Below are 13,020 nucleotides of genomic sequence, written 5' to 3' on the forward strand. Positions count from 1 at the left end.
AGAGTCTGTTGGCTACTACCGCAGATATCAAGAACGGTGTCGTTCTCAAGATTGACGGCAACCTCTGGTCCGTCATCGAATTCCAGCACGTCAAGCCCGGTAAGGGCGGCGCTTTCGTCCGTACCAAGCTGCGCAACGTCACCTCAGGCAAGGTAGTTGATAAGACCTTCAACGCCGGCGCCAAGGTTGAGACCGCAACCGTCGACCGCTCCGACTACCAGTACCTCTACCAGGACGGCACCGACTACGTCTTCATGGACCTGAAGACCTACGACCAGATCAACGTCTCTGAGGTCACCGTTGGCGACGCCGCCAAGTTCATGCTCGAAAACCAGACCGCAACCATCGCCATGCATGAAGGTTCACCCCTCTACATCGAGCTTCCCGCCTCAGTCGTCCTCGAAATCACCTACACCGAGCCCGGCCTGCAGGGTGACCGCTCCACCGGCGGCACCAAGCCCGCAACCGTTGAGACCGGCGCCGAGATTCAGGTGCCCCTCTTCCTCGAAACCGGCACCAAGGTCAAGGTCGACACCCGCACCGGTGACTACCTCGGCCGCGTCAACGACTAAGTACCGTGAATTCAAGAACCAAAGCTAGACTTCGCGCCCTCGAAGTCCTGTTTGAGGCCGATCAGCGCGGCGATGACGTCATTGACGTCCTGATTCGCCGCCGCACCTACACCTCAGCGCAGATTTCGCTCTACTCCGAGCAGATTGTTCGTGGCGTACGCGACCATGACGAAGAGATTCGCGAGTACATCGAAACCTACGCCCAGGACTGGACCATGGACCGCATGCCCAGCGTGGACCGCGTGGCCCTGCGGCTCGGCGCTTGGGAGCTCCTCTTTAACGATGAGATTCCCGATGCCGTAGCTATCTCAGAGGCTACCGGCCTGGTTCGCCTGCTGTCGACCGACGATTCACCCAAGTTTGTGAATGGCTTGCTCGACCGCCTGCGCCAGGTGAAGCCCACCCTGCTGGCTTAGGCCTATAGGTATCAGAAAATCAGAAAAACCCACCAACGAGGTGGGTTTTTCTGATTTTCTGGTACCTACTGAAAACTGTCTCAAATTCAGCCGCGGTGAGGTGTGGACGTGATACATTGAGGTGTGACAGCAACCTTTAAGTCCGTCCTGTGAGGCGGGGAAGGAGGCCGGCACATGACCGATACCACCGGTGTACCCACCGACGTATCTGCAGGAGCCCACCGGGTCATCCTGGAGTCAGCCGACATTGAGCGAGCTCTTACTCGCATTGCCCACGAAATTCTTGAAGCCAACAAGGGTAGCGAGAACCTGGTTCTCCTGGGTATTCCGCGCCGAGGCTTCCCCTTAGCCCAGCGTCTGGCCGATAAAATTGCCCAGACCGATTCCGACTTTAATCCCACTTTTTCTCTGGGGCAGCTGGACATCACCATGTACCGTGATGACCTGCTTTCGAAACCGGGGCGGACGCCTGAGCCCACCCGCCTGCCCGCAGCGGGGATTGAGGGGCGCACCGTCGTCCTCGTTGACGATGTACTTTTTTCAGGGCGCACTATCCGTGCCGCCCTCGATGCCCTCAAGGACTACGGCCGCCCCGACGCCGTCCGCCTCGCTGTGCTGGTTGACCGCGGCCACCGACAGCTCCCCATCCGCGCAGATCACGTGGGAAAGAACCTGCCCACCAGCACCCATGAATCGGTTAAGGTGCTGCTCTCATCCATCGACGGTGGGGACGACAAGGTAATTATTTCCCAGCCCGCCCACTCCACCACCTCAGCCCAGGAAGGAGGGGAGTAGCCGTGCGTCACCTGCTCGATACCAAGGATCTCTCCCTGGACGACGCCCTTAACATTCTCGATACCGCCGACTACATGGGCGAGGTCGGCCAGCGCGAAGTCAAGAAACTCCCCGTGCTCCAGGGGCGCACCGTGGTCAACCTCTTCTTTGAAGACTCGACCCGCACCCGCCTGTCCTTCGAAGCTGCCGAAAAGCGCCTGTCTGCCGATATCATCAACTTCTCAGCCAAGGGTTCATCTGTCTCTAAGGGGGAGTCGCTCAAAGACACCGCCCAGACCCTGGCAGCTATCAACGCCGACGCCGTGGTGATTCGCCACAGCGCATCGGGCGCCCCCCAGCGTCTAGCTGAAGCCGGCTGGATTGACGTGCCCGTGCTCAACGCCGGTGACGGCACCCACGCCCACCCCACCCAGGCCCTGCTGGATGCCATGACCCTGCGCCAGTTCAAGGCCCAGGTTGAGGGGGTTGCAACCCGCGGCCTTACCCTAGAGGGTCTGCGGGTAGCGATTGTGGGTGATATCCTGCACTCCCGCGTGGCCCGCTCCAACCTCTGGCTGCTCCACACCCTGGGGGCAACTGTCAAGTTCGTTGCCCCGCCCACCCTGCTCCCGGTAGATATCGAAAACTGGCCGGCAGAGATTTACTACAACCTCGACGACGCCATCGAGTCGGGAGTTGACGCGGTGATGATGCTGCGTATCCAGAAAGAACGCATGAACGCGTCTTTCTTCCCCTCGTCCGAGGAATACTCCCGCCTGTGGGGGCTTACCCCTGAGCGCTTTGCCCGCCTCGACGCGTCCGCCCACGAAACCGCTATTCTGCACCCCGGGCCCATGAACCGCGGCCTCGAAATCTGCGCCGAAGCAGCAGACTCACCCCGCTCCTGGGTGCTGCGCCAGGTGACTAACGGCGTGTCTGTACGTATGGCGGTGCTCTACCTGCTTATGACCGGCGGCTCCGCTAACGACTTCTACCCCGGCTCCTAAGCCCTGGACGAAAGAGAAACAATGACTGAATCTGTTTACCTCATCAAGGGCGCCTCACTGCTAGGTGAGAAAACCGCCGATATTTTGATCAAGGACGGCCTCATCGCTGAAATTGGCGAGAACCTTGCGGACGCCGACGCCCAGGTCGTCGAGGCCCAGGGGCTTATCGCCCTGCCCGGCCTGGTCGACCTGCACACCCACCTGCGTGAACCCGGCCAGGAAGACGCCGAAACCGTCGAAACCGGCACCCGTGCCGCAGCCCTGGGTGGCTACACCGCCGTCTTCGCCATGGCGAACTCCAACCCCGTTGCCGACACCGCCGGCGTGGTGGAGCAGGTCTACGAGCTGGGTAAAAACTCCGGCTGGGTCAAGGTTCAGCCCATCGGTGCTGTAACTGTGGGCCTGGCAGGGGAGCGCCTCTCAGATATCGGGGCTATGGCTGAATCCCGTGCCCAGGTGCGCGTCTTCTCAGACGACGGCATGTGCGTCTGGGACCCGGCCCTCATGCGTCGAGCCCTGGAATACGTCAAGACCTTCAACGGCGTTATCGCCCAGCACGCCCAGGAGCCCCGCCTGACCGAAGGCGCCCAGATGAACGAAGGTAAGGTGTCAGCAGAGCTGGGTCTGGCAGGCTGGCCCGCTGTTGCTGAAGAATCCATCATCGCCCGCGACGTGCTGCTGGCTGAACACGTTGGCTCCCGCCTGCACATCTGTCACCTGTCAACCAAGGGTTCCGTTGAAATCGTGCGCTGGGCTAAGGAACGCGGCATCAAGGTAACCGCCGAGGTCACCCCCCACCACCTGCTGCTGACCGATGAGCTGGTGCGCACCTACGACCCCGTTTACAAGGTCAACCCACCCCTGCGCACCGAAGAGGACGTACTGGCTCTGCGTCAGGCAGTTGCCGACGGCATCATCGATATCATTGGCACCGACCACGCACCCCATCCCGCCGAATCCAAGGACTGCGAATGGGCCTGCGCCGCCAACGGTATGACCGGCCTGGAACAGGCCCTTTCTATCATCCAGAAGACCCTGGTTGATACCGGCTACATCACCTGGGCCGATGTTGCCCGTATCATGAGCACCAAGCCCGCCGAAATCGGCCTCGCAGCCGACCAGGGGCGTCCGCTCGAAGCGGGGGAGCCCGCCCACCTGGTGCTGGTCGACCCTGCCGCAACCCGCGTCATCGACCCCGCCGCCCAGGCCACCAAGGGCAAGAACAACCCCTACCGGGGCCTGGAAGTGCCCGGCGCGGTCGTAGCCACCTTCTTCGGCGGTCACCCCACCGTTCTCGACGGTGCACTGAACACCCCGTCCGCTAAGTAACCCGCTAGGAGAGTGCCCGTGTCTGACAAGCTAATTCCCACCCTGATTCTGGCCCTTGTTGCCGCCCTCACCTTCTGGGCTATGTGGCAGGGCTGGAAGAGTCGGAAGCAGCGTCAGGTTCACACCGGCACCCTGCTCGATGTGCCTGAGCGCTACGACGACGCCGAATCCCTACTTGCTGTACCCGGCACCTACGTTGCCACTACCGTCATGGGGGACTGGCTCGACCGTATCGCCACCAACACCCTGGGCGTGAAATCAACCGGTGTCTTCTTCGTCTACGAGGACGCCGTCATCATCATGCGCAACGGCTCCCAAGATATCTGGATTCCCGCCAGCGACATTATCGGTGTGCGCACCGAAGCCGGTATGAACGGTAAGTTCGTCGAGAAGGACGGCCTGGCCGTCCTCTCCTGGTCACTCAACGGCAACCCCGTCGATACCGGCTTCCGCACCCGCTATGCGGCTGACAAAAAATCAATCCTCGATGCCGTTGCAGCTATCGCACCCCAGGCAACCGTCGGCCATTACACCCTGGCCCGACCCTAAGTTTCCACCTGCTGATTGCAGGTGACTACACCAACCAACAGGAAGTGTGTGAATGTCCCACCCAGCACCCACCCCACGTGCAGCAGTACTCGTCCTTGAAGACGGTACCTTCTACCGCGGCGAAAGCTACGGCGCCACCGGCAAGACCCTTGGCGAAGCGGTCTTCTCAACCGGCATGACCGGCTACCAGGAAACCCTGACCGACCCCTCCTACGCGGGGCAGATTGTGGTTCAGACCGCACCCCATATCGGCAACACCGGCGTTAACACCGAGGACGCCGAATCCCGCAAAATCTGGGTTGCAGGCTACGCCGTGCGCGACGCCGCCCGCCGCCCCTCCAACTGGCGCTCAGAGCGTTCCCTCGACGAGGAACTGGTAGAGCAGGGAATCGTCGGCATCCAGGGCATCGACACCCGCGCCCTGACCCGTCACCTGCGTAGTGCTGGTTCCATGCGTGCCGGTATCTTCACCGGTACAGACGCCGAGCTGCCCCTGGCAGACCTGGTTGCCCAGGTACAGGCAGCAGCCGAAATGAAGGGCCAGAAACTGGCTGACTCCGTTTCTATCGAAGAAGCCTACACTGTAGAACCCGCTGACCAGGGCTGGGAGGGCGACATCAAGGCCACCCTGGTTGCCGTCGACCTGGGTATCAAGGCTATGACCCCGAAACGCTTTGCCGAGCGCGGCGTCCGCGTGCACGTACTGCCCGCAACCGCCACCCTCGAAGACATCACCGCCCTCAATCCCGACGGTGTCTTCTTCTCCAATGGCCCCGGCGACCCTGCCACCGCGGACGACCAGGTTCAGCTCCTGCAGTCCGTCCTGCGCACCGGCACCCCCTTCTTCGGTATCTGCTTCGGCAACCAGCTACTGGGCCGCGCCCTGGGCTTTGGCACCTACAAGCTGCCCTTCGGCCACCGCGGTATCAACCAGCCCGTCATGGACCGCACCACCGGCAAGGTAGAAATCACCGCCCAGAACCACGGCTTCGCTGTAGACGCACCGCTGGACGGCGCCGTCACTGCCCCCAACGAAGAATTCGGCCGAGTCGAGGTCTCCCACGTGGGCCTCAACGACCAGGTGGTCGAAGGCCTCCGCTGCCTCGACATCCCCGCCTTCTCGGTGCAGTACCACCCCGAAGCAGCCGCAGGCCCCCACGACGCTGCCTACCTCTTTGACCGTTTCATCGATCTCATGCTCGAGAAGAAGAACTAAGGACACCGAACCATGCCGAAGCGTAACGATCTCAACTCAATCCTCGTCATCGGTTCTGGCCCGATCGTCATTGGTCAGGCCGCCGAATTCGACTACTCGGGCACCCAGGCCCTGCGCGTTCTCAAAGAAGAAGGCGTGCGCGTCATTCTGGTCAACTCCAACCCGGCCACCATCATGACCGACCCCGAGTTCGCCGACGCAACCTACATCGAACCGATTACCCCCGAGGTTATCGAAAAGATTATTGCCAAGGAAAAGCCCGACGCCATTCTGCCCACCCTCGGTGGCCAGACCGCCCTCAACGCGGCTATCTCCCTCGATGAGCAGGGCATTCTCGACAAGTACGGCGTAGAGCTCATCGGCGCCAACATCGAAGCTATCAACCTGGGCGAAGACCGCGAAGCTTTCAAGGGCGTCGTTGAGCGCGCAGGCGGCGAATCTGCCCGCTCCGTCATCGTGCACACCATGGAAGAAGCCCTCGAAGCCGCCAAGGAACTGGGCTACCCCATGGTCGTGCGCCCCTCCTTCACCATGGGCGGCCTGGGCTCGGGCATGGCCTACAACGAAGAAGACCTACACCGCATCGCCGGTGCCGGCATCCAGTACAGTCCCACTAGCGAGGTCCTGCTCGAAGAATCCATCCTGGGCTGGAAGGAATACGAGCTGGAAATGATGCGAGATAAGAACGATAACGTGGTTGTAGTCTGCTCCATCGAAAACTTCGACCCCGTGGGCGTACACACCGGTGACTCCATCACCGTAGCCCCCGCCCTCACCCTCACCGACTGCGAGTACCAGAAGCTTCGCGACATCGCCATCAACGTGATTCGCGAGGTCGGCGTAGACACCGGCGGCTGTAACATCCAGTTCGCCATCGACCCGGCAACCGGCCGCGTCATCGTTATCGAAATGAACCCCCGCGTGTCCCGCTCGTCCGCCCTGGCGTCTAAGGCAACCGGCTTCCCGATTGCAAAGATCGCCACCAAGCTCTCCCTGGGCTATACCCTAGACGAGATCCCCAACGACATCACCCAGAAGACCCCTGCCTCCTTCGAGCCCACCCTCGACTACGTCGTGGTCAAGGTTCCCCGCTTTGCCTTCGAGAAGTTCCCGGCAGCAGACCCCACCCTGACCACCACCATGAAATCAGTGGGCGAGGCCATGGCCCTGGGCCGCAACTTCACCGAAGCCCTGCAGAAGGCCATGCGCTCCATGGAGCAGAAGGGCTCAACCTTCCGCTTCGACAACCCCGAACTCGGTGTGGACGAGCTGGCCGCCCTGATTGAGCAGAGCAAGACCGCTACCACCGACCGTATTTTCCAGGTCCAGCGAGCCCTGCTGGCTGGTGCTACCGTCGAGCAGATGTACGAGGCAACCGCCATTGACCCCTGGTTCCTCGACCAGCTGGTGCTCCTCAACGAGGTTGCCACAGAAATCGCCGCCTCTAAGACCCTGGACGAGCGCACCCTGCGCCTGGCTAAGCGACACGGTTTCTCCGACGCTCAGATCGGTGAGATCCTCGGCATGAGCGAGGCAGTAGTGCGCGGTATCCGGCATGCCCTGAACATCCGCCCCGTCTTCAAGACCGTCGACACCTGCGCCGCCGAGTTTGAGGCCTTCACCCCCTACCACTACTCTTCCTACGACCAGGAGGACGAAGTAGCCCACCACGAGAAGCCCTCAATCATGATTCTGGGCTCCGGCCCCAACCGTATCGGCCAGGGTATCGAGTTTGACTACTCCTGCGTCCACGCCTCCATGGTGCTGCGCGAGGCCGGCTACGAGACCGTCATGGTCAACTGCAACCCCGAGACCGTATCAACCGACTACGACATCTCTACCCGCCTCTACTTCGAGCCCCTCACCCTGGAAGACGTGCTCGAAATCGTTGAGGCTGAGCGTCGTACAGGTGGCCTGCTAGGTGTCTTCGTGCAGCTCGGTGGCCAGACCCCGCTCAAGCTGGCCCAGGAACTCAAGGCCGCTGGCATCCCGATTCTGGGCACCTCACCCGAGGCTATCGACCTGGCTGAAGACCGCGGCGAATTCTCCCGCGTACTGGAAGAAGCCGGCCTGATTTCCCCCAAGAACGGCACCGCCTACACCTTCGAGAACGCCAAGAAGATTGCAGACGAAATCGGCTACCCCGTGCTGGTGCGCCCCTCCTACGTTCTGGGCGGACGCGGTATGGAGATTGTCTACTCTGAAGCTCAGCTGGCCCGCTACCTGGAAAACGCTACCGAGGTTTCACCCTCCCAGCCCGCTCTGATCGATAAGTTCCTTGAGGACGCCGTCGAAATCGACGTCGACGCCCTCTTTGACGGTGAAGAGCTTTACCTGGGCGGCGTCATGGAGCACATCGAAGAGGCCGGTATTCACTCGGGCGACTCTGCCTGCACCCTACCCCCGATCACCCTGGGTCCGGACGTCATCGAGCAGGTCAAGGAGGCAACCTACAAGATTGCCGCCGGCGTGGGCGTACGCGGTCTGATCAACATTCAGTTCGCTGTAGCTTCTGAAATTCTCTACGTGATTGAAGCTAACCCCCGCGCCTCTCGTACCGTTCCCTTTGTTTCGAAGGCAACCGGTGTGCAGATGGCTAAGGCTGCGGCCCTGATTGGTACCGGCAAGACCATTGCAGATCTCAAGGCCGAAGGCTACCTGCCTGCCACCATGGACGGCGCCACCCTGCCCGCCGAAACCGCCATCGCAGTCAAGGAAGCTGTGCTGCCCTTCAGCCGCTTCCGCACCCCCGAGGGCATCGTGGTTGACTCCCTGCTCGGCCCCGAAATGCGCTCAACCGGTGAGGTTATGGGCCTGGACCGCCACTTCGATACCGCTTTCGCTAAGGCTGAAGCATCTGCAGGTTCTAAGCTGCCGACCGAGGGTAAGGTCTTCGTTTCTGTAGCTAACCGCGACAAGCGCAACTCCATCATCTATGTGAAGATGCTGCAGCAGCTGGGCTTCGAGATTGTCTCCACCGGCGGTACCGCAGACGTTCTGCGCCGCAACGGGGTGGAGTCCCTGGTCGTCCCCAAGATTGCAGAAACCAAGGACGGGGAGCGCTCCATCGTTGATATGGTACGCGATGGCGACATCGACCTGATTTTCAACACCCCCTCCGGCGGTCAGGCTCGTGGCGATGGCTACGAGATCCGCGCTGCAGCCACCTCGGTAGGTTGCCCCGTGATGACTACCGTCTCTGAGTTTGGTGCAGCCGTTCAGGGTATTAACGCCCTGCGCGAATACAGCTGGGACGTCATGAGCCTGCAGGAACACGGCGCCTCCATTGAGGCTGCCCTGAAAGCTCGGGAGGCCTAATGTCGCGCGGTTTTGGTGATCGCCTGGCTGCGGCCATGGGGGAGAAGGGCCCCCTCTGCGTGGGCATTGACCCCCACCCCGCCCTGCTCGATGCCTGGGGGCTGCCCGACACCGCGTCGTCCTTAACCACCTTTGCCTCGACCGTGCTTGAGGCCTGCGGTCGGGTAGCCGCAGCCCTTAAGCCCCAGGTGGCGCTCTTTGAGCGCCACGGTTCGGCGGGTCTTGCTGCCCTCGAGCAGCTGCAGCGGGATGCTGCGGACGCCGGTGTTCTGGTTGTTGCCGACGCCAAGCGCGGCGATATCGGCTCGACCATGGCAGCTTATGCAGACGCCTGGCTGGGGGAGACCTCAGCCTTGGGCACCGATTCAGTGACCCTGAGCCCCTACCTGGGATTTGAGTCTCTGCGCCCGGCCCTTGACCTTGCTGACCGCAATGACCGGGGCACCTTCGTGCTGGCGCTGACCTCGAACCCCGAGGGGCAGACCGTGCAGCATGTCGGCGGTACCTCATCTGTTGCCGCATCGATCATCGCCTCAGCCCGTGCCGAGAACGACCAGCGTCAGTGGGAGGCCATGGGGCCCTGCGGGCTGGTTGTAGGCGCAACCGTCGCTGATGCCCTGCAGAAGCTAGAGATTGACCTCTCGACCTTCAACGGGCCCATTCTGGCACCGGGTTTCGGCGCCCAAGGAGCTACGGCACACGACCTCTATACCGTTTTTGCCGGTATCGAGAACCAGGTGCTGGTGAACTCGAGTCGAGGCGTGCTGGCAGCGGGGCCGTCGACTCAAGGGCTACGTCAGGCGGCTGAAAAGGCTCGTGACGAGCTTCTAAACGCCCGGTAGAGTCTAGACCAACAAAAATGGTGGGAGTTTGAAACAAATTCCCACCATTTTTGTTTAAAACAAGGTTACCGACGGGTAACTATCTTCCATAACCGTTTCTGACATGCTATTTTGTAATTGTTGGTTCGCAAATAGATAAGCAAGAACCCCCAAGAATGAGCAAAGCTGCTCGGTTGCTTGTTTATTCCAACACACCCCACCCCTGCCCTATAGGCATCTCGCACAGAAGGACAACGATTATGCCTCTTCAGCCCCTCACCGAAGAACAGCGCGCCGCCGCCCGCGAAAAGGCCAAGAAGGCCCGCGTCACCCGCGCCGAAATCAAGGACGCTGTAAAGAACAAGCAGATTACTATTGCAGAAGTTCTTAAGCGCGCCGAAACCGACGAAGCAGTCGCTAGACTGAAGGTAACCGACCTGCTCACCTCCCTGCCGGGTGTGGGTGAGGTTCGTACCGAGAACATTTTGAAGGAACTGAACATTGCTGCGTCCCGCCGTCTGCGTGGTCTTGGTATCCACCAGCGCAAGGCACTCATCAATCTTCTCGACCGATAAGGGAAACCATGGCTGAACAGACCGCCGCACCTAAACTGACCGTGCTAGCTGGCCCCACCGCCGTTGGCAAGGGAACCGTTTCTGCTTACATTCGTGAGCACTACCCAGAGGTGTGGTTCTCTGTCTCCGCCACCACCCGCGACCCTCGCCCGGGCGAAGAGGACGGCGTGCATTATTACTTCGTCTCAGACGAAGAGTTTGAGTCGATGGTAGAGAACCGCCAGATGCTGGAATGGGCCACCGTGCACAACTCCTACAAGTACGGCACGATTCGCTCCATGGTGCAGAAGCAGCTAGACGCCGGTAAGCACGTGCTACTTGAAATCGACCTGCAGGGCGCCCGCCAAGTGCGCAACGCAATGCCCGAAGCGCAGCTCATTTTCTTGGCTCCTCCCAGCTGGGACGAACTGGTTTCCCGCCTTATTGGTCGAGGAACTGAGTCACCGCAGGAGCAGGAGGCCCGCCTCGACACCGCCAAGATTGAGCTGGCTGCTGAGCCCGAGTTTGATTACACCGTCATCAACGAAACCGTGGCAGAAGCGGCGGAAGAAATCGTGCGCCTCATGGGTGCCCACCGCAAGTAAGCCAGGGAGTCGCTAGGGCGGCGGTTTAGGGGAATATCACCCCTGCACCGCCGCCCTTTTGCGTGACAAAAAAACGGTTGACCGATAGTATAGGTAGAGTTTTATGCCACCGGTAGACCCGGTGGTGAGCAAGCACAGTCAAGATGGAGTCTTACGTGGCAAACGCACACAACGATGAAGGTATCATCAATCCCAGCGCAGACGCTCTGATCCAAAAAGCTGAGTCGAAGTACGGTCTGGTGATTTTTGGTGCTCGCCGTGCTCGCCAGATTAACGCCTACTACTCACAGCTTCACGAGAACCTGTACGATCACGTAGGCCCCCTGGTAGATTCTGAGCCCAACGAGAAGTCGCTCTCTGTGGCTATGCGTGAAATCAACGAAGGCCTGATTGAGGCCCGCCATATTACTGATGGCCAGTTCGATGAAAATGGCACCCTGCTGCACGAGGATGAGCCCAGCGCCTTCCTGGCCGGTGGCGACTTCTACATCGACGAGCCCTTCGTCGAATACGTCGACGCTGAAGATGCAGATCAGGCCTAATCTGCAGTAGCTCATGCGAGTTGTTATTGGCATTGGAGGGGGCATTGCTGCCTATAAGGCGGCAATGCTCCTTCGTCTTTTTGGTAAGGCCGGGCACGAGGTTATTGCGGTGCCCACCGAGGCTGCCCTCAAGTTTGTGGGGCAGCCTACTCTTGAAGCCCTGAGCGGTAACCCGGTGTCGGTGGACGTCTTTGAGCGGGTTCCCGAGGTCAATCACGTGCGGCAGGCTGAGCAGGCTGACGCTGTAATCGTTGCCCCGGCGACAGCCGACCTCATGGCCCGTTTAGCGGCTGGGCGGGCTAACGACCTGCTGACCGCAACCGTGCTGACCACTCACGCCCCGGTCATTTTAGCGCCGGCGATGCACACCCAGATGTGGGAGCACCCGGCTACCCAGGCCAACGTAGCGACCCTGAAATCATACGGCTACCACGTCATCGAGCCTGCCGTGGGCCGTCTGACCGGCCCCGACTCCGGTGTGGGGCGCCTGCCTGAACCCGAGGATATCTATGCCCAGGCCCTAGCCCTTTTGGGCTGGAATCAGGACGCCGCGGGGGAGGGTCAGTCGGTTGAGGCAGGTGGGCTGCCCCTAGCTGGGCAGCGACTGCTCATTACAGCCGGCGGTACCCGCGAAGCCCTTGATCCGGTGCGCTTCTTGGGCAACCGGTCCTCGGGCAAGCAGGGCATCGCCCTTGCTACTGCTGCTACCGAGCTCGGCGCCCAGGTACACCTCATTGCAGCTCATGTGGAGGTTGAGATACCGGGTAACTTCCACCGGGTCACCCGGGTATCGAGTGCCCTGCAGCTACGCGAAGCCGTGTTTGAGCACCTGGCAGCCACCGACGTCCTGATTATGACCGCGGCGGTGGCCGACTTCAGGCCGGCAGAGTACGCGGAGGCCAAGATTAAAAAGACGGACGACCCCGGACAGGACCCCGTGATTAGGCTGGTACGCAACCCCGACGTCCTCAAAGAAGCCGTGCTCTACCGCGAGGAAAACCCGCAGCGAGCACCCCACACCATCGTTGGTTTTGCCGCCGAGACCGGGGATGCCACCACCAGCACACTCGACTACGGCCGCGCCAAGCTGGCGCGCAAGGGCTGCGACTACCTGGCGGTGAACACCGTGAGCGAAACACAGGGATTTGGGGCAGATAGCAACACTATTACCCTGCTCTCGGGCCACAATGACCGCGAGGTAACTCTCCAGGGCAGCAAGCTCGACGTCTCCCGCGCAATACTTCGTCATATAGCGCAAGAATTCAACAATCATTCACCAAGTAGCCCTACCGGGCCGAGAGAAGTACAGTAAAAACC

13 protein-coding genes are annotated in these 13,020 nt (G+C 60.8%); all 13 read left to right on the forward strand.

Features of this window, described 5'->3' with window-relative positions:
* The first annotated feature begins 8 nt into the window (after window positions 1–8).
* Window positions 9–572, forward strand: a complete 564-nt coding sequence (efp, locus tag HWU94_RS05725; RefSeq protein ID WP_185174684.1) for an elongation factor P — start codon at window positions 9–11, stop codon at window positions 570–572.
* Window positions 573–577: 5 nt separating this feature from the next.
* A complete protein-coding gene (nusB, locus tag HWU94_RS05730; RefSeq protein WP_135012288.1) occupies window positions 578–988 on the forward strand; it encodes a transcription antitermination factor NusB in 411 nt (136 codons plus the stop codon).
* 174 nt (window positions 989–1,162) lie between these two features.
* Entirely contained in the window at window positions 1,163–1,783 is a 621-nt protein-coding gene (gene pyrR, locus HWU94_RS05735; protein WP_185174685.1) for a bifunctional pyr operon transcriptional regulator/uracil phosphoribosyltransferase PyrR, read from the forward strand.
* Window positions 1,784–1,785: 2 nt separating this feature from the next.
* Window positions 1,786–2,769 carry an aspartate carbamoyltransferase catalytic subunit gene (locus HWU94_RS05740; protein WP_185174686.1) on the forward strand — a complete coding sequence of 328 codons (984 nt, stop codon included), beginning with the start codon at window positions 1,786–1,788 and terminating at the stop codon, window positions 2,767–2,769.
* Between the two features lie 21 nt (window positions 2,770–2,790).
* Window positions 2,791–4,098: a dihydroorotase gene (locus HWU94_RS05745; protein WP_185174687.1), complete on the forward strand. Its 1,308-nt coding sequence runs from the start codon at window positions 2,791–2,793 to the stop codon at window positions 4,096–4,098.
* An 18-nt stretch (window positions 4,099–4,116) separates the two neighbouring features.
* The gene (locus HWU94_RS05750; protein ID WP_185174688.1) at window positions 4,117–4,647 is read left to right on the forward strand and encodes a hypothetical protein; all 531 of its coding nucleotides are present in this window, start codon (window positions 4,117–4,119) and stop codon (window positions 4,645–4,647) included.
* A 52-nt stretch (window positions 4,648–4,699) separates the two neighbouring features.
* Window positions 4,700–5,863, forward strand: coding sequence for a glutamine-hydrolyzing carbamoyl-phosphate synthase small subunit (gene carA, locus HWU94_RS05755; protein ID WP_185174689.1), 1,164 nt, complete (start codon window positions 4,700–4,702; stop codon window positions 5,861–5,863).
* Between the two features lie 12 nt (window positions 5,864–5,875).
* Window positions 5,876–9,181, forward strand: a complete 3,306-nt coding sequence (gene carB / locus HWU94_RS05760; RefSeq protein ID WP_185172876.1) for a carbamoyl-phosphate synthase large subunit — start codon at window positions 5,876–5,878, stop codon at window positions 9,179–9,181.
* Window positions 9,181–10,023 (forward strand): orotidine-5'-phosphate decarboxylase, encoded by an 843-nt coding sequence (gene pyrF, locus HWU94_RS05765; protein ID WP_185172877.1) that lies wholly within the window; start codon window positions 9,181–9,183, stop codon window positions 10,021–10,023. Before carB ends, pyrF begins: the two co-directional genes overlap by 1 nt.
* Before the next feature lie 239 nt (window positions 10,024–10,262).
* Complete coding sequence (mihF, locus tag HWU94_RS05770; RefSeq protein ID WP_185172878.1) at window positions 10,263–10,577, forward strand: integration host factor, actinobacterial type; 315 nt, start codon at window positions 10,263–10,265, stop codon at window positions 10,575–10,577.
* An 8-nt stretch (window positions 10,578–10,585) separates the two neighbouring features.
* A complete protein-coding gene (gene gmk / locus HWU94_RS05775; protein WP_185172879.1) occupies window positions 10,586–11,161 on the forward strand; it encodes a guanylate kinase in 576 nt (191 codons plus the stop codon).
* Between the two features lie 155 nt (window positions 11,162–11,316).
* The gene (gene rpoZ, locus HWU94_RS05780) at window positions 11,317–11,703 is read left to right on the forward strand and encodes a DNA-directed RNA polymerase subunit omega (protein WP_377129350.1); all 387 of its coding nucleotides are present in this window, start codon (window positions 11,317–11,319) and stop codon (window positions 11,701–11,703) included.
* Between the two features lie 13 nt (window positions 11,704–11,716).
* Window positions 11,717–13,015, forward strand: a complete 1,299-nt coding sequence (gene coaBC / locus HWU94_RS05785) for a bifunctional phosphopantothenoylcysteine decarboxylase/phosphopantothenate--cysteine ligase CoaBC (protein WP_185172880.1) — start codon at window positions 11,717–11,719, stop codon at window positions 13,013–13,015.
* Window positions 13,016–13,020 lie beyond the last annotated feature (5 nt).

The sequence above is a fragment of the Rothia nasimurium genome (assembly GCF_014217215.1).
GTDB lineage: Bacteria > Actinomycetota > Actinomycetes > Actinomycetales > Micrococcaceae > Rothia > Rothia avistercoris.

Excerpts from the sequence above, each read along its gene's own strand:
- pyrR (WP_185174685.1), top strand. The coding sequence starts at position 1,163 with ATGACCGATACCACCGGTGTACCCACCGACGTATCTGCAGGAGCCCAC.
- HWU94_RS05745 (WP_185174687.1), top strand. The coding sequence starts at position 2,791 with ATGACTGAATCTGTTTACCTCATCAAGGGCGCCTCACTGCTAGGTGAG.
- carA (WP_185174689.1), top strand. The coding sequence starts at position 4,700 with ATGTCCCACCCAGCACCCACCCCACGTGCAGCAGTACTCGTCCTTGAA.
- carB (WP_185172876.1), top strand. The coding sequence starts at position 5,876 with ATGCCGAAGCGTAACGATCTCAACTCAATCCTCGTCATCGGTTCTGGC.
- pyrF (WP_185172877.1), top strand. The coding sequence starts at position 9,181 with ATGTCGCGCGGTTTTGGTGATCGCCTGGCTGCGGCCATGGGGGAGAAG.
- mihF (WP_185172878.1), top strand. The coding sequence starts at position 10,263 with ATGCCTCTTCAGCCCCTCACCGAAGAACAGCGCGCCGCCGCCCGCGAA.
- gmk (WP_185172879.1), top strand. The coding sequence starts at position 10,586 with ATGGCTGAACAGACCGCCGCACCTAAACTGACCGTGCTAGCTGGCCCC.
- coaBC (WP_185172880.1), top strand. The coding sequence starts at position 11,717 with ATGCGAGTTGTTATTGGCATTGGAGGGGGCATTGCTGCCTATAAGGCG.